18 protein-coding genes are annotated in these 23,971 nt (G+C 47.5%); 12 read left to right on the top strand and 6 right to left on the bottom strand.

All coding sequences use genetic code 11. From position 1 onward, the window contains the following. Positions 1–10: 10 nt before the first annotated feature. From NYR53_RS29950 to NYR53_RS29960, 3 genes are all read left to right on the top strand, one after another. A complete protein-coding gene (locus tag NYR53_RS29950) occupies positions 11–1,663 on the top strand; it encodes a spore germination protein (RefSeq protein ID WP_261306578.1) in 1,653 nt (550 codons plus the stop codon). Next, entirely contained in the window at positions 1,650–2,825 is a 1,176-nt protein-coding gene (locus tag NYR53_RS29955) for a Ger(x)C family spore germination protein (RefSeq protein WP_261302687.1), read from the top strand. Before NYR53_RS29950 ends, NYR53_RS29955 begins: the two co-directional genes overlap by 14 nt. Positions 2,826–3,130: 305 nt before the next feature. Next, the gene (locus NYR53_RS29960) at positions 3,131–4,501 is read left to right on the top strand and encodes a GerAB/ArcD/ProY family transporter (protein ID WP_261302688.1); all 1,371 of its coding nucleotides are present in this window, start codon (positions 3,131–3,133) and stop codon (positions 4,499–4,501) included. 64 nt (positions 4,502–4,565) lie between these two features. Here the strand turns inward: NYR53_RS29960 and NYR53_RS29965 are convergent, their stop codons facing one another. Continuing rightward, positions 4,566–5,657 (bottom strand): ParM/StbA family protein, encoded by a 1,092-nt coding sequence (locus tag NYR53_RS29965; protein WP_261302689.1) that lies wholly within the window; start codon positions 5,655–5,657, stop codon positions 4,566–4,568. Positions 5,658–5,857: 200 nt separating this feature from the next. Between NYR53_RS29965 and NYR53_RS29970 the strand changes: the two genes are divergently transcribed. The 3 genes from NYR53_RS29970 to NYR53_RS29980 all read left to right on the top strand — a co-directional run bounded on the left by NYR53_RS29970 (position 5,858) and on the right by NYR53_RS29980 (position 8,163). Beyond that, complete coding sequence (locus tag NYR53_RS29970) at positions 5,858–6,889, top strand: M23 family metallopeptidase (RefSeq protein WP_261302690.1); 1,032 nt, start codon at positions 5,858–5,860, stop codon at positions 6,887–6,889. Between the two features lie 5 nt (positions 6,890–6,894). Further along, a complete protein-coding gene (locus NYR53_RS29975; protein WP_261302691.1) occupies positions 6,895–7,347 on the top strand; it encodes a bactofilin family protein in 453 nt (150 codons plus the stop codon). An 81-nt stretch (positions 7,348–7,428) separates the two neighbouring features. Beyond that, positions 7,429–8,163 carry an HAD family hydrolase gene (locus NYR53_RS29980; protein ID WP_261302692.1) on the top strand — a complete coding sequence of 245 codons (735 nt, stop codon included), beginning with the start codon at positions 7,429–7,431 and terminating at the stop codon, positions 8,161–8,163. An 85-nt stretch (positions 8,164–8,248) separates the two neighbouring features. On the opposite strand, the gene NYR53_RS29985 is transcribed toward NYR53_RS29980, so the two are convergent. Together NYR53_RS29985 and NYR53_RS29990 are read right to left on the bottom strand one after the other, a co-directional pair. Continuing rightward, on the bottom strand, positions 8,249–9,160 hold the full coding sequence (locus NYR53_RS29985; RefSeq protein ID WP_261302693.1) for an ABC transporter permease: 912 nt from the start codon (positions 9,158–9,160) through the stop codon (positions 8,249–8,251). Between the two features lie 19 nt (positions 9,161–9,179). Beyond that, positions 9,180–10,112: an ABC transporter ATP-binding protein gene (locus tag NYR53_RS29990; RefSeq protein WP_261306579.1), complete on the bottom strand. Its 933-nt coding sequence runs from the start codon at positions 10,110–10,112 to the stop codon at positions 9,180–9,182. 200 nt (positions 10,113–10,312) lie between these two features. Here NYR53_RS29990 and NYR53_RS29995 point away from each other — a divergent pair, with 200 nt between their 5' ends. Beyond that, the gene (locus NYR53_RS29995; RefSeq protein ID WP_261302694.1) at positions 10,313–11,512 is read left to right on the top strand and encodes a sensor histidine kinase; all 1,200 of its coding nucleotides are present in this window, start codon (positions 10,313–10,315) and stop codon (positions 11,510–11,512) included. 144 nt (positions 11,513–11,656) lie between these two features. Continuing rightward, positions 11,657–12,346, top strand: a complete 690-nt coding sequence (locus NYR53_RS30000; protein WP_261302695.1) for a response regulator transcription factor — start codon at positions 11,657–11,659, stop codon at positions 12,344–12,346. Between the two features lie 68 nt (positions 12,347–12,414). Here NYR53_RS30000 and NYR53_RS30005 read toward each other — a convergent pair whose 3' ends face one another. The 3 genes from NYR53_RS30005 to gltB all read right to left on the bottom strand — a co-directional run bounded on the left by NYR53_RS30005 (position 12,415) and on the right by gltB (position 20,091). Continuing rightward, positions 12,415–12,855: a hypothetical protein gene (locus tag NYR53_RS30005; protein ID WP_261302696.1), complete on the bottom strand. Its 441-nt coding sequence runs from the start codon at positions 12,853–12,855 to the stop codon at positions 12,415–12,417. 1,051 nt (positions 12,856–13,906) lie between these two features. Next, on the bottom strand, positions 13,907–15,391 hold the full coding sequence (locus NYR53_RS30010) for a glutamate synthase subunit beta (protein WP_261302697.1): 1,485 nt from the start codon (positions 15,389–15,391) through the stop codon (positions 13,907–13,909). Between the two features lie 107 nt (positions 15,392–15,498). Beyond that, complete coding sequence (gene gltB / locus NYR53_RS30015; protein WP_261302698.1) at positions 15,499–20,091, bottom strand: glutamate synthase large subunit; 4,593 nt, start codon at positions 20,089–20,091, stop codon at positions 15,499–15,501. A 521-nt stretch (positions 20,092–20,612) separates the two neighbouring features. Between gltB and NYR53_RS30020 the strand changes: the two genes are divergently transcribed. The 4 genes from NYR53_RS30020 to NYR53_RS30035 are packed head-to-tail and all read left to right on the top strand — an operon-like array spanning position 20,613 to position 23,970. Further along, positions 20,613–21,590, top strand: coding sequence for an HD domain-containing protein (locus NYR53_RS30020; protein ID WP_261302699.1), 978 nt, complete (start codon positions 20,613–20,615; stop codon positions 21,588–21,590). A gap of 42 nt (positions 21,591–21,632) precedes the next feature. Further along, complete coding sequence (locus tag NYR53_RS30025) at positions 21,633–22,208, top strand: thymidine kinase (RefSeq protein WP_261302700.1); 576 nt, start codon at positions 21,633–21,635, stop codon at positions 22,206–22,208. A 57-nt stretch (positions 22,209–22,265) separates the two neighbouring features. Continuing rightward, a complete protein-coding gene (locus tag NYR53_RS30030) occupies positions 22,266–23,447 on the top strand; it encodes an MGDG synthase family glycosyltransferase (RefSeq protein ID WP_261302701.1) in 1,182 nt (393 codons plus the stop codon). Positions 23,448–23,472: 25 nt separating this feature from the next. Then, positions 23,473–23,970, top strand: coding sequence for a hypothetical protein (locus tag NYR53_RS30035; RefSeq protein ID WP_261302702.1), 498 nt, complete (start codon positions 23,473–23,475; stop codon positions 23,968–23,970). Position 23,971: the final 1 nt, after the last annotated feature.

Consider the following 23,971-nt stretch of genomic DNA (forward strand, 5'->3'; position numbering starts at 1 on the left):
CAAACAATTGATGAAAAGTATCCTGCGTAAACGCCCGTCAGACAGGCTCGGTGAGAATGATGAGCAATCGGAGCTTATTGATTCGCTTGACTATCACTTCATCGAAGAACTTAAGCAAACTAAACTATCACTTCTTCTACATGAAAACCATGAATTTATTAAAGCCATGTTTCAGGACTGCTCTGATGTCGTCGTCCGTGAATTCGAGATCGAGCCACACATTCCGGCACTGCTTCTCTTCGTTGATGGACTAACCAGCACCCAACTGCTCAACGAAACGATGAAATCGTTAATGATTCTGGGTGGCGGCCAAACAGCAATTGACCGCATCGTAGGCACGATACTGCCGGTGTCTCAAACACAAATCTCCGATAATTACGGAGACCTGCTCGTTTCTGTTTTGGGCGGGGATACCGCCCTGCTCGTGGAAGGCAACGCGAAAGCCATTCTGCTTGGTATTCGCGGTACAGATAAGCGCTCCGTTGGCGAGCCGGAAACGGAAACTGTCGTGCGCGGACCGAAAGAAGGGTTCGTGGAGAGCATTCGCACGAACACCTCGATGATCCGCCGCAAATTGAAAACGCCTAGACTCAAGATGAAATCCATGAGTGTTGGCAAAGAAAGCAACACCAATCTCGTCGTCTGTTATCTCGACGACTTGGCCATGCCCTCCCTTGTTGAGGAAGTGGTCAAGCGGATTGAACAAATCAAAATCGATGCCATTTTGGAATCAGGCATGCTTGAAGAACTCATCCAAGATGATGCGTATTCGCCCTTTCCACAGATCCAATATACAGAACGGCCAGATGTTGTTGCCAGTGCTCTCCTGCAAGGACGAGTGGCCATCCTCGTTGATGGCACCCCCTTTGCACTAATCGTCCCTTTCGTATTTATACAGGTTATGCAAGCGAGTGAGGATTATTATGAACGATTCCAAATCGGTACACTATTACGCTTGCTGCGATACATCTTCTTGTTTCTGTCGCTCACGGCACCTGCTTTGTATGTGGCTATTACGACGTACCACCATGAACTACTGCCGACAACACTGATGTTAAGTGTTGCCGCCGCCCGTGAAGCGATTCCGTTCCCAGCCGTTGTTGAAGCGTTCATCATGGAAATTACCTTCGAAGCCTTACGCGAAGCAGGCATCCGATTGCCCAAAGCGGTCGGCTCCGCTGTCTCCATCTTGGGTGCGCTCGTTGTTGGTCAAGCTGCTGTTCAAGCCGGCATCGTATCCGCACCGATTGTCATCGTCGTATCTATAACCGGGATTGCTTCGTTTACCATCCCGCGTTATAACGGTGCAATCGCTATTCGGATGCTGCGTTTTCCTTTTCTGATCGCTTCCTCTATATTCGGTTTCTACGGGATCATCTTCTGCTTGGTGATTTTATTCGGACACATGGCGAATTTACGTTCCTTCGGTGTGCCGTATTTATCTCCATTAGGACCGCTATCAGCTGGAGACTTGCAAGACTCGCTGGTTCGCTCTCCTTGGTGGGCGATGGAGAAACGTCCTGCATTTATGGCGATTCAAGACACTCAGCGCATGGATAGCAAGCTGCCTCAGCAAATCAAGGAGGACGGAGGCATAGACGGAAGCAGAATTCAGCATGAGCATAAAGCGAGTGAGGAGGGCAATTCAAATGACTCATCATAGGCGTCTTTTCGTGTTTGGGATGATGATTACCCTCATGCTCACATTCCTGACAGGCTGTTGGGATCGTACCGAAACCAATGATATCGCCTTTGTGCTCACCTCCTCCATTGATCTAGAGGACGACGGCAAGTATCGCGTTACCTATATGTTACCCCTCCCCGGTTCTATGGGCGGCGCAAGCGGAGGTGGAGGTGGCACGAGCGGAGGTGGCAAAAGTTACTATTTAGATTCGGAAGTCGGTACGACGATACGCGAAGCGATGAGCAAACTGCAGATGCGAATGTCGCGCAGACTATTTCTGTCCCATCGGCGTACGATCATCATTGGCGAAAAGCTTGCCAAAGCAGGCATCGGTATCAAATTTGACGATGCGGTGCGCTCACCGGAGAGCCGGCTGACCTCCTTTCTCGTCGTAACGAAGGGCAAAGGCTATGATCTGCTTAACACGGAGCCCAAGTTTGAACGTTTTCCCTCTGAAGTCATTCGGGAAATAACCAAATCGCGCCTCGCGATGGCGACATCCACGAAAGATATTGGCCTTGCGCTTAGCTTTAACAGTGATCCAATTTTGAGTTACCTCGAACCCAAGGAATCCCAAGGAAGCAAGCAGCCCTCTCAAGAAATTCAGTTAGTCGGCTATGGTCAGTTCAAAGGAGACCGAATGGTTGGCATTTACAAGAACCAGGAGGCGAATGGACTCATGTGGCTGAGAAACTATGTGAGAGAGCATCTTCTCACTTTTCCGTTCGAATCAGGCAAAGATATCTCCATTCTAGTTAAGGAAGGACATACCGAAATCAAACCTATCCTGCAAGGGGACAAGGTCATCTTTGATCTCAACTTAGAGGCTAAAGGGGTCATTGGTGAAGATTTATCCGAACAAGATCTTAACAAGCCGGAGGCCATCCACAAGGTGGAACGTAAATTCGCAGAGCAAGTGAAGAAATGTGTCCAAGCTGCCATTAAGCAAATGCAAAAAGAAGGGACCGACTCAGCGCAACTGGGATTAATGATTTGGAGAAGTCATCCTAATACATGGAACAATGGTTTAAAAGAACGGTGGCGTGAGGTGTTTAAAGAAGCTGAATTCCGCATCAAGGTGGAAGCTTCCATCACCGAAACCGGTCTTATCAATCAGAATGTGACGAAAGATGGGAGATAGCGATGAACAGCATATTTATACTAAGTTTTCTTTTCGTTATGTTTGCAAGCCTTCTGATAGACCGCAAGGTACTTAAGCATCAGAAAAGCAATGTTAAGGTAACATATGGGCTAATTACCTCTATCACATTCGTACTCTTCATAACCAAATATTTACACATACGCATTCCAATGCCTTCGCGCTTCTTTATCCACACGGTCTCCCCTTGGTTTAGTCATTTAATGGGCATTTGATTGCAAATGAGCATCAATAATTCAATGATTCAGTGATCAGCCCTTGAAGCAATCGAAAAGGCGGTGTCTTTCATGGATAAAAAACAAGTGATTAACCAGAGACAGCTGGCGTGGCTAGCCTCATCTGTCATCACAAGCGGAGGCATCTTTACGCTGCAAAATGTATTGATTCGAGTAAGTGAGATGGATGCGTGGTTCAGCTATATCCTATCTGTTTTCTATATATTTGTAATTGCTGCCTTTTTCGGATATTTAGTGAAGATGTTTCCCCAGATGAACATTTTCGAAATTTCCCTACATTTGCTGGGGCGGTGGGGCGGTACTGCCGTCAATCTCTTGATTTTGTTCCACTTCTGGCAAATTCTCGTGCAGGATATGGCTTCCGCATCGAAATACAATTCCACGTTGTTGCTGCACAACACACCCTTGGAAATCTTAGTTCTGATGCCCTGTTTGTATCTGATTTATTTTGGGAGAAGCAGCGTTGAAATCGTCGCTCGCGTCAATGACATGTTCTATCCTCTCTTCGTCATCGCGACTTTGTTAATGCCGCTCCTGCTGTCGAACGAATTCAATCTTCGGCTCGCTATGCCTGTTCTCACAATGCCGTACAAACAATTGGCCTTCAGTAACCTGCTTGCCATCGGAAGCGCAGGTGATATTTTCATTCTCGGCGCCTTTTTGCACATGATGTACAGCGCCAATCATATCCGTTCTGCAATCCGACACGGGTCCCTGCTCGGTATTTGCCTATTCACGCTTGTCATTTTTTTGGTAATTACCGTTTTGGGACCGAAAATGCCAGCCAACTTCATATATCCTTATTACAACTTAGTGCAAGTGATCCATGTGACGGACTTCCTCGATCGGCTTGATATCGTTCTTTTAACCGTCTGGTTACCTGTCCTCGCTTGCAAAATGATCGCGATTTATATGGCGATTCTCTTAGGCATTAGCTCGATCATCAAGGAGCGTAATTATCCCGTCATTAACAAGCAGGTAGCCCTCTTGGTGGCGCTTACGACGATTCTATCGTTCAAGAGTATAACGGAGCTGCTCGCCTTCGCGAATTTCAGCATGCCGATCATCGTACTGGGATATCAGCCTTTCGTCATGGGCATCCTCTTCGCTGCCGCGAGTATCAAGCACCGGAAGCAGTCACAACCAGCAGTGTCACCCAGTAACAGTGGGAATTCTAAAATTTCCCCTCCCGAACAGATGTCCAAGATCACTGCGCGATTTTCTTACAAGCAATGGGTATGGCTGGGCAATATCCTAATGATCTTTTCTACAGTCTGCATCGTCATCGGACTTGCCTTCGGCAAGTATAAGCCTATCATGAGCACGGCCTGCGCAATGTGTTTTGCTTGCTGTTTATTCCTTACGGTCCTGACAACTTATATGGAGGTGAACCTTTCGAAGCAATCAGAAGCCGGTAAATGATTTTAATTATTTTGGTATAAAAGCACCAAAAAAGCACCCGCATATAAACAGGTGCTTGTGACGGTTAAACAGGAACTGATTGGCTTAACCGACTTTTGGCCACTTTCAAGTAGCCATACATATTTAGAAATTCGCTTTCATTCGCGAATCGCAGTTTTAATGACCCCGCGGCTTCTTGGATGTAAGGCTTCAGCGCTGATGCGCCACCACCAATCACATAGAAGCATTGAATATCAGGATATTTGCGCCAGCGCTTTTTGATCATCTCGATCATACGCAACGCCGCGCGACGGAAATGCTGGTCTACGATCGGACGAATATCAACCTGTCCTTCGCCAAGGAGTTGAATCGTAAATTCACGATTCTTCACTCGCTGAACCAGCTTCGCGCGGCTTGGGAACACGTAGCCATAAGCATCTTCGACATCGCGAATGACGGCATCCAGGTAGGTAGCGATGCCAATTTGCTCGCCATGGCTGAAGTGATTGTCAATGGCCATCCGTTTGATAACAGGGAAGTCCGTTGTCAACGCGCCGATCTCGCAAACGCCGATGCAGCCGTTGTAAATCTCTTCATCCTTGACTTGCAGGCTGTCGTGCGTAGCCAAATGGAACACAGCTGCCGCCCCTTCAATGGAGACTGCAACCTTGCGAACCGATACTTTAATCTTGCGGTTTTGGAATTGTGGAGTGGATAGAAACGTCACTTCATGCTCACCAAGAAGTCTTTGCTCGAATTGCTGATTGAACTTCGCAAACGCACGAACAGGCAAACCGGTTCCGAGTGTATATTCGACTTCGTCTACATTTCCGTACCCAGCATTAAAGGCTTGGTTGGTGAGACCTTGATATGCTAATGCAGTAAGCGCAACAATAAGGGATTGATCCGATATCGCCTTATTATCCGTGTCTTCAAGCTCAAGGTTATCTTCGTGTTCCAAAGCTAGTTGTCCGACGAAATAACGTTGATTTCTTTGTGAAAGAGATGGACTGTAAATCATCACATCCAACGCTTTCAATGGTGAGTCTTCTTCCTGCAAAATATGCCTTTCGTAACCCGGCGCAATGATATTCGGGATCACTAACGGTTCTCTAGAACCATCCAGCACCAGTTTAATACTATCGTTCCCTATATCGATACCTGCAAGCTTTATCATTAGTGGCTCCACTCCATATCTTCATCTTCCTGTATTTGTTAAGTACATTCGATTATATCCGACAGGATTCCTTCCTACTTTCGACTCATTTTATGTAGGACTAGTAGGTATAAGGAAGGTTTTTATCAAAATATGACGAATGATGTACAGGATAGCGACATTTACCAAATTCAACCACGACAGGAGACAATTACGCCTTTATGAAGCTCAACTGGAAACCAAAAAAACTGACGCTAGTCATCATTCCAGATGCCAATCAATCGGTCGTCAGGTTTCGTATTCCCCATCTATTCGCTTATATCGCTGCAGCATGCTTATCCGTACTGCTGCTAGTATCTATAATCACTTATGTCATGCATGCAAGCACCTTGAAAGAGGCTAGCGCTCTACAGTCAAAGCTAACTGGAGCTAACCAACAGTGGAGTGCTGCATTAAATTCCAAGGACAAGGCCATCGAACAATTACAGAATGAAGTGATTCAACTGTCTGAGCAAGCCGAACAAATGAAAACAAAAGTCGAAGAGATGAAGAAATTCGAAAGTGATCTCAAATCGATTGCTGGGATCGACGCAAATACATCCGGTACAGCTGTCGCTAGCACGCCGACCAGCACACAGGATAAACCTGCGGATGCAGATGGGAAGCTCCCTGCCCTAGATAGCGGCATTGGCGGAAGTCCTAATCCAGCTTCTCAGGAGGACATTATAAAGCTTGGTGAGCAGACATTAGCTTCCTTCACGGCACTTAACAGCGAAGTGAAAGAACTGCAAACCAGCTTAACAGCAACGAAGCAAAAGGTTGCCGATAAGCAGCAATTGCTTCGCATAACTCCAACCCTGTGGCCGACTACCACGAAGGTTGTCACATCGACTTTCGGTTATCGTACAGACCCTTTTACGCATCGCCCAAGCTTTCATTCCGGCATTGATTTCGGTGCCCGTGAGAATGATCCTGTCTATGCAACCGCAGACGGCAAAGTCGTTAGTACGGGGAGTGATATGTTCCACGGCAACAATATCGTCATTGAGCATTCAAAAGGACTACGCACTTGGTATATGCATTTAAATAAAATTTTAGTGAATAAGGGAGATTCGGTGGAAAAAGGTAGTTCTATAGGCCTAGTTGGCTCCACGGGACGCAGTACTGGACCTCATCTGCACTATGAAGTACTCAAAAATGGAGAAAGCATCGACCCCAAACCTTATCTCAAATCGACTCGAAAGGATGAATAACCACCATGTTTAAGAAAAAGAAAGACTTCATGAATCCAAATACAACCGATACTTTGATTGGAGAAGGTACAACCTTTGAAGGCCGCATCAAATCAGAAGCGAGCATACGCATTGAAGGCGGAATTACAGGTGATATCGAGTGCGCAGGGGATGTTATTATCGGGGAAAATGGCGTTGTAAAATCCAATATTTCTGCAAGAGACGTTGTATTGGCAGGAAATGTGCAGGGCAACGTCATCACCAAGGGCAAGCTGACGATTACTTCTACAGGTTCTCTTCAAGGCAATATCAGCGCGGCTTCCTTTATCATTGAAGAAGGTGGACTATTCCAAGGAAATAGTAAAATGGACTCGAAAACATCAACAACAGCTCCTATCCAAAACGGTGAGCAAGACAATGGGAATAAACCTGCCTCATCCGCCAACGGGGCATTTAAGGGGAATACGGTGGCTATGTAAAGGGGCTCGCCTAGGCTTGGGGCAATGCGCATGTTATAATAGTTGGAAATTCATTTCTAACTGATGCAGGAGACAAGGCCTATGAAAGAACAAACGATACTTTTTGATCTTGATGATACGTTAGTACATTGTAATAAATATTTTGACTTCGTGATTGACCAGTTTATTGACCTTATGCTCACTTGGTACTCTGGGCACGGGCTTAGCGCACAGGACATCAAGCAGAAGCAGCTCCAAATCGATCTCGCTGGCATCCACATTCATGGCTTTATGCCGGATCGTTTTCCCAAATCATTTGTTGAGACATACCAATGGTTCGCCTCACAATATAACCGTCCAACGAATGGTAAAGAAGAATCATGGTTGATGCAATTAGGCCACACGGTCTATGAATACACGGCAGAGCCTTATCCGCAAATGAACGAAACACTCGATCATCTCCAGCAAGCCGGACACCGACTGTTCCTATATACAGGTGGTGATGCATCTATCCAAATGAAAAAAGTGAAGGATTTGAGCTTAGACACCTACTTTGATGATCGCATTTTTGTTACTGTGCATAAGACGAGAGAATACATGGAAACGATCATGAACGAACAGCGTTTTGATCGCAAGCACACATGGATGATCGGTAACTCGATTAAGACGGATGTACTGCCTGCCCTTCATGCGGGCATTCACTCGATTCACATTCCTGTGCAGCAGGACTGGGAGTACAACAAAGGAACCATCGACATCACTCCCAAAGGGGCATTCTATCAGTTGAACTCCTTGCAGGAAGTTCCTGATACCATCCACGCGTATATTCAAAAATAAGAAAAGGACGATTCCAAAGGTTTCATAACCTAGGATTCGTCCTTTTTGATATCCGTTATCCGTTAGTCTATAGGCTACCCTAGAATCAGGCAGCTACATCGCGTCTGCGGAATATTTCCCAAGAGAGCACAATAAACAATAAGTAGTAGAAGAGCAGCACGGTTATTGAGAAACCAAGCGTCATCCCTTCTGCCAGCGGCTGCCCTTCTAAATAGGGAGTGAGATCCGTGTTGGCGAATAAAAAATATTTGCCCCAGCTGTATCTCATCAGCAATAACGTAATAACTTGCCCCGCGAACATGATGAAAATGCTAAGGCCAATAGCCAGTGATGAGCTGCGAAATACGGTCGAGATCATAAAGGCCATCGTCACGATCATGATCAGTTCGATCAACTTTAGTCCATAGGTTGCAAACACATACACCAACATGCTCCCTTCGTGAACTTTACCTGCTGCATTTACAGTCAGGTGTGGAAGGTTAAGACTCTGAAACCCGAAGAGGAACCCGTTCACAATCAGTGAAGTAATAAACATCACAATCAGCAGCGTAGCTGCAAACAGCAGTGTTGTTAGATACTTAGACAAGAGAATTTTCGCTCGGCTGGAAGGACGAATGAGCAGCAGCTTAATTGTCCCCCATGTAAACTCACCAGCGACCATATCTCCGGCAATGATCACGGTAAATAACGTAACCATCATGATTAATCCTGCTGCGCTTAGAGTGCCACCCCATAATGTGTTATCTGTCGGAGGGTAATTATGATCCAACATGTACTGCTGGAGTGCTATGTCCTCCTTCATCTGTTGTTTAAATTTGGCCGGCACATCCGGATTTTCCAGCTCTTTCTGATTGTGCTCAATCGATTCCGCTGCTCTTATCTTCCAGTTTTCGTCATCAGTTTTATAACCCGAATGTGAGAATAGTGCAGCTAATACAACAATGACAATCAATAAGCCACCTAGAATCCAAGTTCGCAGCCTACGATAAATTTTCATATGTTCATTTCTAATGAGATTAAGCAATCGGATCACTTCCCGTCATCTCTAAAAATTGATCTTCCAGGGATTTGGTTGCCGCTCGGATGCCGTAGACCGCAATCCCTGCATCCACGAACCTTTTGTTCCACGCTGCTGTCTCTTGCTTATCGAGATTCATGACGAGGTCATCCCCTGATACTTCCACTTGTGCTCCGTGTTCTGCCGCTAAAGCCAAAGCTCGATCCATCGACGCCACCTCAAAAACCACCTGCTGCTTGCCATCCGACTGACCAAATTCTTTAATCAGTCTGACGTCCACCAGCTTCCCGTTCTGAATAATGGCGACACGGTCGCACATCAGCTCCATCTCCGACAGTAAATGACTGGACACGATTACGGAGATCCCATCCTCCCGGGTAAGCTTTCGCAAATGATCACGCAGCTCACGAATACCTGCTGGATCCAGCCCATTCGTAGGTTCGTCCAGGATTAGCACTGACGGCTTATGCAGCAAAGCTTGAGCAATTCCAAGCCTTTGGCGCATACCAAGGGAGTACGTTTTGACCTTGTCATGGATTCTATTTTCCATACCTACAAGTTCAATGACCTCATGAATTCGATCTTCCTCAATACCCGGGAACATTCTCGCGTAATGGACCAAATTATGATAACCACTTAGAAACTTGTACATTTCCGGATTTTCCACAATTGCGCCAACATGACGAATCGCTTGCTCAAAATGGGTACGAATCGAATGCCCGCCAATCCGTATGTCCCCTTCCGTGATCGACATGAGTCCGACCATCATCCGAATGGTTGTCGTTTTTCCCGCTCCATTTGGACCCAGGAACCCAAACACCTCGCCCCGCGGCACCTCAAAGCTTAATTTATCAATAATCGTCTTAGAACCGATTCGTTTCGTAATTTGATCGATTTTTACGATCGGCGCAATGGCATCTGTAGTTTCCATCATCTTTAACACCCCTAACTTTTTAACCAATATAACCCAATGCTACCTTAACTGAACCGCTTTGCCTAGTAATCTTCTTAAGAATAGTCATAGAGTCCGGTCACAAACCAACACCTAACCTATATGACTGCGCTCACTATGGCTTTTTCCTGATTTTAGGTACAATGATCTTATAAGATCATGTGTAAAGGAGTCCTTTTATGATTCAAAGAAGACCTTGGCATGGTGTGGAATGGTCCCTTTTTATCGTCTTGACCGGTTCTACGCTGCTTGGCCTGCTTTATGCGCTTCTGCATATGTATGAGCATGAACTAACGACCAACATCCAAACCATATTGGCCATCCTTTTGTCCTATGGCGCTCCATTTCTATTCTGGAGACCGAATTACATCAACTCAACCTTCTATCCGATTGCCGTGCTGCTAACAGGTATTCCTCTACAAATCTATCTTTCATGGATGGAGCAGGATGCGTACCTTACTATTAATTGCCCATTAATGGTCATTGGATTCCTCACCGACCGAAAAAATGCTTGGTGGACCGCACCCATATTTATGGTGGCTGTGCCTGTTGAGTATTATTTCATCCTGCATAGCGGGATGGGGGTTGGCCAATTATTTAGTATTATTTTAAATGCTGTGCTGTTCTTTGCTATCGGCCTTAGCTTACAACGGGTTGTGACTTCGAATGAGAAAACCGAAAAGCTTTTAGCCGAGAACCAACGTCAGTACCATTTAATCCATGAGCAAAATAACGCATTAGAGCAGTACGCCAACCAAATCGAACAGCTTACGCTGCTTGAGGAGCGCAACCGGATGGCACGTGAGTTACACGATACAGTGGGCCATACGTTTACTTCCGTCATCATGGGGATGGACGCTGTGTCCTACCTCATCGAAGCTGCGCCAGACAAAGCCAAAGAAAAGCTGGACGTCCTGCGTAGTGTAACTCGCAATGGACTCGAAGAAGTACGCCGCAGCATTCATCAGATGGTCCCCGAGGGCGATATGCTGCTATCCCAACAATTGACGAGACTGGCCAACGAATTTGCCCTTCATACCGGGACCCAAATCCGATTCACGACCGTAGGCGAGGAATTCGAAATTCCGAAACAAACCAAACTTTCGCTCATTCGCTGTCTGCAAGAATCACTGACCAATGCCAAACGGCATGGCCGGGCTACCACCGTAGAAGTTACACTAACTTACGCCAATGATCTAGTCGACATTCGCATTGAGGACGATGGCATCGGTACGGAACAGCTGAAAGTTGGCTTCGGTATCAACGCCATGCAGGAACGCATATTTGCTCTACAGGGTACGCTGCAAGTAAGCTCCACATTAGGTCAGGGTACTGTCGTCCACTGTTCCATTCCTGCCAAACGCTCGCCGTCACTCTAATCCTTTCCCGTTGGAAGCACTGGGTGGTACAATGTGGATACACAAACTCAAGTAACGCTTTCGATGCCAGTTTTTCTGGCGAAAAACTCAAGTAACGCTTTCGATGCCAGTTTTTCTGGCGAAAAACTCTAAGGAGGACCAAGCATGAACACGACCCCGCTTAAACTACTCCTGGTCGATGATCAGGATTTAATAAGAGAAAGCCTACACATCGTACTTGATATGGATCCGGACATTCATGTCGTTGGCTTGGCTGAGAATGGTCACATCGCCCTTAAGCAGTGCGAAGAACAGCAGCCTGACGTTGTGCTCATGGACATTCATATGCCTGTCATGGACGGCGTCGAAGCGACACGTCAAATCAAGGCCACATGGCCTCAGATTCGTGTCATTATCCTGACTACCTTCCAGGAAATCAGCTATGTTGTGGATGCCCTAGGAGCGGGTGCCGAAGGCTATTTGCTCAAAGCCATTCATCCGAAGGATCTGGCTGCCGGCATCAAATGGGTGCATCAAGGCGGCACACTCATCCCGCAGGATATCGCCAGAATGCTCGTCATGCAAGCAAAAGGCGCTGCAGATCACTCATCCCCATCGCAGGGTGCAGGGGCCAAAGCTATGGAAGAGGTTCGAGCCGATGCATATGGACTCAGCGAGCGCGAAGTGCAAGTTCTTCACTGTATCGCCGATGGCCTCAATAACAGAGAAATTGCCGAAAAGCTGTTCTTATCCGAAGGCACCGTGAAGAACTATATTTCCAGCATATACTCGAAAATGGACGTGCGAGACCGCGTGCAAGCATCCAAGAAGGCTCATGAGGAAGGGATGTTATAGATTTTCAGCTGCGCTAAGAAACGGAAAGACCGCTCTTCGAAAGAAGATGCGGTCTTTGTCCTTTTCACCTATCCGAAAAGCTTCTCCAGTAACGACTTCTTTCGTTTCCGAATCTTTTTGTAGCTTTTCACCCTGGAATATGTCGGCTGTTCATCAACTGGGTCAGGCAGTTCATCTGAATAGAGCGTATGCAATACTTCGGCATCCATGTCTGGCGGCTGCTGCAGTACCACAATCCCATTTGCCAACTGCTCATGGAGCTTATGTTCAATCTGATATTTAAATTGCCGCAGCAGTTGTTCTTGCTGTTTGTTCTGGAGTTCAAAATGCGCATGAAGCTGCGTTTGAAGGTCCGCTACCTGCTGGGAGAGGAGCACAACGGCTTTTTGCAGAGAATGAAGATGCTGTGTACCGATGGGTTCATCCATTTCAAACTCCTGAAAGTCCTCTCCATTCTCAGCTAACAGTGCATGCAGTTCCGCCGCCGTAATGAGATCCTCTTTCTTCATGTGCTCCCCTCCAATCCGTACATACTAGGCTCCCGCAGCATCGCGCGCTTACCCGCTCCTTCTATTGTACATGATGTGTATGAATTGTTCACCTTTTGATTCCATACTCACTCCTGGCGTAAGCTCGGAAAACGTTTTCTCAGCCTGCTTTTCCAGCTTCACTGCGGTTCTTTCCCCAAACTGCTTCCATTTCCGCCAAGTGCGGTTAGAAAGGGACTACCCTTAAGTTCAACCTGAAACTTTTACTTGCTATTATGGTGAAAAAGTATTTGCAACAACAAAAACCTAAAGCTCTAACTCAGGTCCTTGGTGTAAACCCTATCTTTCGTGCATAGGGAGGGATATGGGTTTCAAGCGCTGTTGAAGTTAGGGCTTCACCAACGTTCGAGGAGAACGATTATTCATCGGCCCACAATAACTGCGAAAGTGCAGGTATTTTTTGCTAAAATCGTTTAAAAAGAGGAAGAGCCTGCTATTCTGCAGGAATTTTATCTTTTCCATCCTGAAATTAAAAAAAGACCGCAAAAGCCTGCGCTATTGCAGGAATGTACGAACAGGAGCTGTTCGTAAGAAAAAAGCCTGCACTATTGCAGGTTTACTACAACCACAGTTACTTCTTCTCCTTAAGCTCGCTCAAACCCAAAACATACAAATCTCAAGAAAACCGGCTTACGCTGTTCTTGAATAAGAGTGTCTATTTCATATGCCTCCACATAGCGGATTGAAAGCAAAATAGGCTCCAGCGATTAACAATGTTGTACATACTGCAACAATTCACACACCTAATGGCCATTTTCTTCGTTGAAGTTGCAGTTCGTACAACATTTCGACCCCAATTGCTGCAAAATGGCCGCCTTATATGGTAATTATTGTTGCACTTTATGCAACACATCTAGGGAGATAAGCGGGATTTAGGCAGTAATTGTTGTACTTTTTACAATATGTAGCTAAAAACCATAGATCGGGTGTATTCTTCGCTGACCCCAAAACCCCAAACATATAAACAAAAAGGAAGAAACCCAACCCAGGGGTTCCTTCCTTTTTCGCATCTTTATGGTAAATTCGATGATCCCATTAAGTAACGATCCACTTCACGAGCCGCTGCGCGGCCTTCGTTGATCGCCCAGACCACGAGGCTTTGCCCACGACGCATGTCACCGGCGGCAAAGATACCGTCCACGCTCGTCGCAAACTTACCGTAGTCCGCTTTCGCGTTGGAACGCTCGTCTTTGACGACACCGAGTTGATCCAGCACCGTGTTCTCCGGTCCTGTGAAGCCCATCGCGATCAGTACCAGCTGAGCTGGGTATACTTTCTCGCTGCCCGGTACTTCCACAGGAACGAACCCACCCTTCTCGTTCTTCTGCCACTCGATGAGCACCGTGTGCAGTTCCTTCAAGTTGCCATTCTCATCCCCCACGAATTTCTTCGTGTTGATTAAGTATTGACGCGGATCTTCGCCTTGCACCGCAGCCGCTTCTTGTTGACCGTAGTCCACCTTGTGAACTTTTGGCCATTCCGGCCAAGGATTGTTCGCTGGACGTGTGTCCGGCGACTTCGGCATAATCTCAAACTGTGTAACACTCTTCGCTTTATGACGCAAAGATGTGCCCACGCAGTCCGTACCCGTATCGCCGCCGCCGATGACGATAACATCCTTACCTTCGGCGGAAATGAATGCACCGTCGGCGTGCTCGGAATCGAGCAAGCTCTTCGTGTTCTTGCTCAGGAATTCCATCGCCAAGTGGACGCCGCCTAGCTCACGCCCTTCGATCGGAAGATCGCGGCCTTTGGTTGCCCCGCCGCATAGAACGATGGCATCGAACTCTTCTTGCAGCTTCTCGATGGGATAGTTCACACCCACATGAGCGCCGGTAACGAATGTGACGCCCTCGGCTTCCAGCAGGTCCACACGGCGCTGGACGTACTTTTTATCCAGCTTCATGTTCGGAATACCGTACATGAGCAGTCCGCCCACGCGGTCCGCACGCTCGAACACGGTTACCCAGTGTCCAGCTTTGTTCAGCTGCGCTGCTGCAGCGAGTCCGGATGGACCCGAGCCTACGATAGCAACTTTTTTGCCTGTGCGCACTTCCGGAGGCTCAGGTGTAATCCAGCCCTCAGCGAAGCCTTTATCAATAATGGCTTTCTCGATGCTTTTGATCGTAACCGGTGTATCCTTCAGACCTACCGTACACGAACCTTCGCATGGCGCCGGACATACACGCCCAGTGAACTCAGGGAAGTTGTTCGTTTTATGCAGACGATCCAGTGCTTCTCTCCACTGACCGCGGTACACCAAATCATTCCATTCCGGAATGAGGTTATTGACCGGGCAACCAGCGGCCATGCCGCTGATCAATGCCCCTGTGTGACAGAATGGAATCCCACAATCCATACATCTTGAACCTTGCGTCTGCAATTTATCTTCCGTCAGCGGCGTCGCAAACTCTTTCCAATGGCCAATTCGGACCAGGGGAGCAGCTTCAGTTGCCACTTCACGACGATGTTCTATAAAACCAGTTGGTTTACCCATTTACGTTTAATCCCTCCCAAGAGTTTTTCGCCAGAAAAACTGGCATCGGAAGCATCACACTGTTTTGCTTAAGCAAAACGTACTTCGTCAGCATCTGATCTGATTTGTTAATTTCCACCGACACGAGATACGTCCCTCATATTCGCCTCGAAAGCAACCATGATCGCTTCTTGTTGGCTTAGTCCGGAACGTTTCACCTTTTCGATAGCATCAAACATCCGTTTGTAGTCCTTCGGTATAACCTTCACGAACTTCCAAACGTACTCATCCCAGTGCTGAATAACTTGGTGGGCAACGCTGCTATCCGTAAATGTGGCATGATGCTGAATCATCGTTTTCAGTTCGTTCATTTCATACGTTTCTTCCAACTGTTCTAGGTAAACCATTTCTTTGTTCACCTTACTTGAGAAATCGCCCTTCTCATCCAGCACATAGGCGATACCGCCTGACATCCCTGCTGCGAAGTTGCGGCCCGTAGAACCGAGAACAACAACACGGCCGCCTGTCATGTATTCACAACCATGGTCGCCAACACCTTCGACAACCGCTCTCACGCCGCTGTTTCTTACGCAGAAACGCTCGCCTGCAATCCCCCGGATGTAAGCATCCCCGTCGGTTGCGCCATAGAACGCGGTATTTCCAATAATTACGTTGTCTTCCGGAACAAAGTGCGACTTACTGGAAGGGAAAATAGCCAGTTTACCACCGGATAATCCTTTACCAACGTAATCATTGGCATCGCCTTCCAACGAAAGTGTGATCCCTTTCGGTACAAAAGCACCGAAGCTTTGTCCTGCAGAACCATTAAAGTGAAGACGGATGGTATCGTGCGGTAAGCCGTCCACGCCGTGACGACGTGTAACTTCGCTACCTACAATCGTTCCGACAACACGGTTAACATTCTTAATTGGCAGGATCGCATGCACATGCTCCTTGCGTTCAATCGCAGGTCCACAAATATCGAGCAGCTTCGTTACGTCCAAAGAGCGATCTAATCCGTGATCTTGCGACATTTGGCAGAAACGGCCAACGTCCTCGCCCATATCCGGTTGATGCAGAAGTGGCGATAAATCGACACCTTTGGCTTTCCAGTGTTCAACAGCTTGCTTAGACTCCAACACATCTGTGCGGCCGACCATCTCTTCGATGGTGCGGAAGCCAAGCTCAGCCATCATCTCACGCACATCCTGTGCGATGAAGGTCATGAAATTCACCACATGCTGCGGGTCCCCGGCAAATTTCTTGCGAAGCTCCGGATTTTGCGTAGCAACCCCAACCGGACAGGTATCCAGATGACACACGCGCATCATCACGCAGCCAATAGTAATGAGCGGAGTTGTAGCGAAGCCGAACTCCTCAGCCCCAAGCAGGGCAGCTACGACAACGTCGCGCCCCGTCATCAGCTTGCCGTCCGTCTCGACGACGATACGGCTGCGCAGGTTGTTGAGCACGAGCGTCTGATGCGTCTCCGCCAGACCGAGCTCCCACGGCAGTCCCGCGTGACGAATACTCGTCTGCGGCGACGCGCCTGTTCCTCCGTCGTAGCCGGAGATGAGGACAACGTCCGCTTTCCCTTTGGCTACGCCGGCAGCGATGGTGCCAACACCGACTTCGGATACCAGCTTCACGCTGATCCGTGCCCGCGGGTTGGCATTCTTGAGATCGTGGATCAGCTCAGCTAGATCCTCGATCGAATAAATATCGTGATGCGGCGGCGGCGAGATTAAGCCTACGCCTGGCGTAACACCGCGAACCTCGGCCACCCAAGGGTACACCTTGGTTCCCGGGAGCTGACCGCCCTCGCCGGGCTTCGCGCCCTGCGCCATCTTGATCTGAATCTCGTCAGCATTGACGAGATAGTGGCTTGTGACGCCGAAGCGGCCGGACGCCACCTGCTTGATTGCGCTGCGGCGAAGGTCGCCGTTCGCATCCGGCGTGAAACGCTCCGGATGCTCGCCGCCCTCGCCCGTATTGCTCTTGCCGCCGATGCGATTCATCGCAATCGCGATCGTCTCATGCGCTTCTTTGCTAATGGAGCCATAGGACATGGCTCCCGTCTTGAAGCGCTTAAAGATCGACTCGATCGGCTCCACTTCTTCGATCGGGATCGGTTGCCGGCCTTCCTTGAAGCTCAGAAGTCCGCGTAGAGCCATATATTTCTCATCCTCACGTTTGATGAGCTTCGAGAAATTCTTATACATCGCGTAGTTGTTCGTACGAACGGCTGATTGTAAGGCATGCACCGTTTCCGGTGTATAGAGATGATCTTCTCCATCTCGGCGCCACTGCAGGTCACCACCGGTATCGAGCACCTTATCGCGTCCCTCTTGCTCGGAGAAAGCGCGGTTGTGGCGGATCAAAGCTTCCTTAGCCACAATATCGATGCCAATCCCGCCAACAGGTGTGTGTGTCCACGTGAAATACGAATCGATGAGCTCTTGGCTAAGTCCAATCGCTTCGAAAATTTGCGCCCCGCGATAACTCTGAATCGTGGAGATACCCATTTTCGCCAGGACTTTAACAACGCCCTTCGTCACCGCTTTCATGTAGTTATACGTCGCTTTCTCAATATCAACGCCAACTAGCTGCTTGCGCGCAATCATGTTGTCTAACGTTTCCAACGCGAGATAAGGGTTAATAGCCCCTGCGCCATAACCGAGCAGCAAAGCAAAGTGGTGCACTTCCCGCGGTTCGCCCGACTCTACAAGCAAGCTAACTTTGGTCCGTGTCCCTTGGCGAATCAAATGGTGATGAAGACCCGAAGTCGCTAGAAGCGCCGGAATCGGTGCTTTGCGGCTATCCACTCCGCGGTCTGAAAGAATCAGTAACGAAGCGCCTTCCACAATGGCTTGATCAGCTGCAGCATAAAGGGCTTGCATAGCATTTTCCAGCCCCTCTGTGCCTTCGGCCGCCTCGAATAGCGTAGGCAAGGTAACTGTTTTGAAGCCATCGCGCTTAATATGACGCAGCTTCGCCAACTCTTTATTAGAAAGAAACGGTGATTGCAAACGTATTTGTCGACAGCTCTCCGGTTCAGGGTTAATCAGATTACGCTCAGGACCGATTGTCGTGCCTTGAGCTGTAATAATTTCTTCGAAATTCGCATCGATCGGCGGGTTGGTAACCTGCGCAAACAATTGCTTGAAATAGTTATATAACAGCTGCGGTCGATCGGAAAGCACAGCAAGCGGTGCATCTGTCCCCATTGAACCAATGGGGTCTACACCCGTTTTGGCCATGGGCTCCAGTGTCTTACGCAGTTGTTCGAAGGTATAGCCAAATGCATGCTGACGCTGAAGTACCGTGTCATGATCGGAACCGAGCACGATTGGCGCATCTTCCAAGTCTTCAAGTGAAACTAGGTGTTCGTTCAGCCAATCACGATAGGGCTGTTCGCCAGCGATGCGGCTTTTGATTTCCTCATCCGTCACGATGCGGCCTTCTACCGTATCGACAAGCAGCATGCGTCCAGGTCTGAGACGATCTTTGTACAGGATACGCTCAGGCTCAATATCCAAGACACCCACTTCTGAAGCCAGTACGATTAAATCGTCGGTAGTTACATAGTAACGCGATGGCCGCAAGCCATTACGGTCAAGGATTGCTCCAATTTGACTGCCATCGGTGAAAGCAATGGCTGCTGGACCATCCCACGGCTCCATCAGCGTACTGTGGTACTCGTAGAAAGCCTTCTTCTCATCATCCATCGTTTCATGTTTGGACCAAGGTTCCGGTACCATCATCATCGCTGCATGCGGTAGCGAACGTCCAGAAAGCATGAGGAATTCCAATGTATTATCAAACATTTGTGAATCGGAGCCATCGGTATCAATAACAGGAAGAATGCGTTTGAAATCATCGCCGAATAGTTCGGTTTCGCACATAGCCTGACGGGCATGCATCCAGTTCACATTGCCGCGCAGGGTATTAATTTCACCATTATGAATCAAATAGCGGTACGGATGTGCACGTTCCCAGCTAGGGAATGTGTTCGTACTAAAGCGGGAGTGAACGAGTGCGAGTGCGGAGTCTACTTTCTCATCTTGCAATTCCATGTAATAAGCATCCACTTGCTCAGGCGTTAACATTCCTTTATATACAATCGTTCTGCTAGACAAGCTAGAATAGTAAAATTGCGAATCACGACGAGATAATTTGATAGCGTTTTCAGACAGCTTACGAATGATATATAACTTACGCTCAAAATCTAAGTTGCTTGTAACATCCTCACTTTGACCGATGAAGACTTGGCGTACAAACGGCTCTGCAGACTTGGCAGAATCCCGCAAGGAACTGTTATCCGTTGGAACGGTTCTCCATCCGAGGAACTGCTGACCTTCTTGTTTGACAATTCGCTCAATTATACTTTCACATGCTTGGCGCGCCTCCAAATCCTGAGGTAAATAAACCATACCGACACCATAGCTGCCAGCAGCAGGGAGTTTAATATTCTCCTCCTCACAAGCGGACTGAAGATATGTATCCGGGATTTGCATCAATATTCCTGCCCCGTCACCCGTATTCGGTTCACTGCCTTGACCACCGCGATGATCTAAATTACAAAGGACACGAAGCGCCTGCTTGACGATTTCATGTGATTTGACACCTTTGATATTGGCGACAAAGCCAATACCGCATGCATCATGCTCAAACCCCGGATCGTACAATCCCTGTTTGGGAGGTAATCCAATTTTAGTCATGTTGTGCAACCTTTCTTCCCTCGTTTTTGGTTGTACGCTTCGTCCTTGCCCCGACGACGGAGTCGTTTACCCTTGGACGCACGCGTTAAAGCGCTAAAAAGTTATGACACGCGAATGCCTATTCCATCTAAACCAAGCTAATTAATTAGATGAAATATTCTCAATATTTTTTATATTATATTAACACTTGATATCTTATAGTTCAATTCAAAAATAATTAATATGAAAAGGTTTTCAATATAATAGATTCTATGCGTTACCATCACTTTTGTCCGATATCCATTTCGTCTTGCCATCCCATACCACAGCACCTAAAATAATGATACAATCACTGGGAGTTACATGGGAATATTTCCAAGTAAAGTTAACTTCCCATCTCATTAGAAAACTGTAGAAAAGGTGTCAAGAAGTTTCTTATTCATTGGCCTATGATAGCGAACTTTCTATGTTTCATGCTATGATAGCTAATACCGCTGCAATGAACATACATCCAGATTCCACAGCCTAGGAGGAACTCTGTTTTGAGTATACAGCATACTTTTTCAACCGGAACGATCTGGGAGCCTCTTTATCAATGGCAAATGAAGGCCCATCCGATTGAAGTTGAGCTTTTCCGGTCGCAGCCGGTTCGCCGTCTGAAGTTTCTGCATCACTTTGGGGCATCTGCGCTTTTTTCACCAATGACACATTCCCGTTTTGAACATACCGTAGGTGTCTGGTCATTGATGGCTCACTTTTGCCCAGATGAACCTCATCTGCGTATTGCTGCGCTTCTACATGATATTGGACACTTGCCATTCTCCCATGCGGTTGAGAGAACACTTGGGTACGATCATCATCAGCAGACTGAGCAATTGATTAGGCGTGGCGTTATTGCTGATATTCTTATCAAGCACGGCATTTCTCCTCCGTCTATCGTGGATATTTTGAATCAAGACAGCCCTCTTACGAATAAAACAACGCTTCTTGGGCTTGATCATCTTGATAGCTTTCTAAGAGATACTTATTACGCCGGACAACAAGTACGTCCACCCTCTGAGATTGTCAAAGGGCTTCGCTTGCGCGGTCATTATGTGGAGGCTGACGAAGATACGGCTGCTGCGCTCGTTCATGCGGTTGTCGAGGACCACCGGCTCTTTCTGAACCCACAGTTCCTTGCGATGGATGCTCTGCTGGCCAAGGCCGCTGCTCATCACTGCGAGTCGAATCCCGGCATGAAGGAACGTATTCCTTCCCTTATGGATCATGAATTGATCCAGGAACTTTTGCAAAGCAGCAATGCGATTTCCAGGGAAATCATGCATGTGCTGATGTACGAGCCTGAGCGGATTCAAATCACAGGGGAGCCTGTTCCAGGCAGTATAGAAGTCAAAATTCGAAAGCCTTACAAGAAACAGCCACTGATCGGCGATAAGCTCGCCTCAGAAGCCAGCTTCCAATCCGCTGTCAAATTGGCAGAGCTCGATAGCATGAACGCCACTTACTTTTTTACCATCTAACATACTTATATTTATTTCATCCGCAGAGGGGAATGGCCCAGCTTGGCAAAATTGTATTTCCGTTATGGCACAATGAACAGTGGTAAATCAATTGAAGTTTTACGAGTCGCTCACAATTATGAAGAACAAGGTAAGAAAGTACTGCTTCTCACGTCCGTGGTAGATGATCGTTTTGGGGTTGGCAAAGTTGTCTCCCGAATCGGCATGCAAAAGGTCGCTATCGTGGTAGACAAGGACTTGGATATGATTGCACTCGCGAGCACAGAACGCCCAAACTGCATTTTGGTTGACGAAGCGCAGTTTTTGAATAAAGAGCAGGTTGCTCAATTAATTGAAATTGTGGATGAATTGGATATTCCCGTTATTGCTTATGGGCTCAGGGCTGATTTCATGGGGCAATTATTCGAAGGAAGCGATGCCTTATTAGCAGTAGCTGACACGATTGAGGAGATCAAAACCGTTTGCTGGTACTGCGACAAAAAAGCGATTATGAATATGCGCTGCAAAGACGGGGAACCCATCTTCCACGGCGAACAGATTCAAATTGGCGGTAATGAAAGCTATGTGCCTGTGTGTCGTAAATGTTATGCATCTAAGCGGAAGTCATCACAAATTTAAAGGCAATACCTATCTGTGGTCACAAAAGATATGTTTTTATTAAGAAAGGTGAGTTCCTTGCGAAAAAAACGGATTTTGCTCTTATCCGAGGGCTTCGGGAAAGGTCACACACAAGCGGCTCACGCGCTTTCAGTGGAGCTAAGACAAAGCTCATCTGACATTATCACACGCGTGATCGAACTTGGCGCTTTTTTGCATCCTACCTTAGCACCTTGGATCTTTTCGGCATACCGCCGCACGGTTACATCACAACCCAAACTCTATGGTATGCTTTACCGTAATCAATATGAAAAGTCGCCTAACCGCGTTGCAGCGCTTATTCTGCATCGTATTTTCTACTCCCAAACGAAAGCAATCATCAAGCAGCTAAAACCGGATATCATCGTTTGCACGCATCCTTTTCCGAGCATTATCGTCTCACGTCTCAAAAGAGCTGGACTTGCTGTTCCGCTCTTCACCGTCATCACCGATTATGACGTTCATGGCACGTGGATTGATTCAGCAGTGGACAAATATCTGGTTTCTACACCATTGGTGAGAGAACGCATGATAGGCCGCGGTGTGCCGGAAACGCATGTTGAGGTCACAGGGATTCCTGTGCATCCTAATTTCCGTTTGGAACATAGCAAAGAGCAGATTCGCCAAGAATTTGGTCTAAAAGCCATGCCCACTGTTATGGTTATGGGCGGCGGTTGGGGTGTATTTAAAAAGGAAGAAAAGGAAGAACTGCTGACATATTTGGCAAGCTGGAGCAAGGATATTCAGCTTCTAATCTGCCTGGGGACGAATGAAAAGGCGCGTCAACAACTGCTCGAGGAAGATGTGTTCCGGCAGCCTAACGTACATCTGATCGGTTACACAAGCGAGATTAACAAGCTGATGGACATCTCCGATCTGCTCATTACGAAGCCGGGTGGGATGACCTGTACAGAAGCGATGGCCAAAGGCATTCCGATGTTGTTCTACAGCCCCATTCCTGGTCAAGAAGAGAAGAACTGCGACTATTTTCAGGAACAGGGTTATGGTCAGAAAATTATTTCGCTAGAGATGATAGATCACTGGTTCAAATTGCTGCTTGAACAGTATCCGGAACTAGTGAAACGTAGAATGGATATCCGTAACCATCGAAAATATACGGCGCAAGACTGCTCCGCGGCGATCATTCAATATTTAAAGTTATCGGAGAAGCGCCCCTATATGCAGGCATCAACAACAACACCGCTCATACAATGGTATTAACCATGTATAGGGCGGTGTTTTATTTATGGATCCCCTTCACCGATTCGGTAAGCAGTTCATCTTCATTTATTTGCTTTTCTGGTTCGTTGGCAGCCTCTGGATGATGGCTGTGCTCGGCAGCGGCTCAGTTCAGGGTAAATGGCTAGGGATCGATGTAAATCTGTATCACGAGTATGCATGCTTTGGATTTGCTGGAGCTTTGGGCGGAGCGCTGTATGGACTGCGCATGTTTCATGAGCATTACCACGACCTCACCACACAGTGGATTTACTGGTATTTAATGCGCCCAGTCCTATGCTTCGGATCGGCGATTATCACCATCGTCTTATTCGAGAGCGGCATTCTGCTGCTGCAGGTCGGCGATTCGATGGCCGCACGTATCAGTGTGGCCTTTCTTACCGGATATGGGTACGGGAAATTCATGGAGAAGATTCGTGCATTGACGAATACGTTTTTTAATGGAAACGGGAATGGGAGCAGCAGCGGAAGTGGAAATAACGGCGGTGATCAGCCGAAGGCTTAAT

Source organism: Paenibacillus andongensis, assembly GCF_025369935.1.
Classification (GTDB): domain Bacteria; phylum Bacillota; class Bacilli; order Paenibacillales; family NBRC-103111; genus Paenibacillus_E; species Paenibacillus_E andongensis.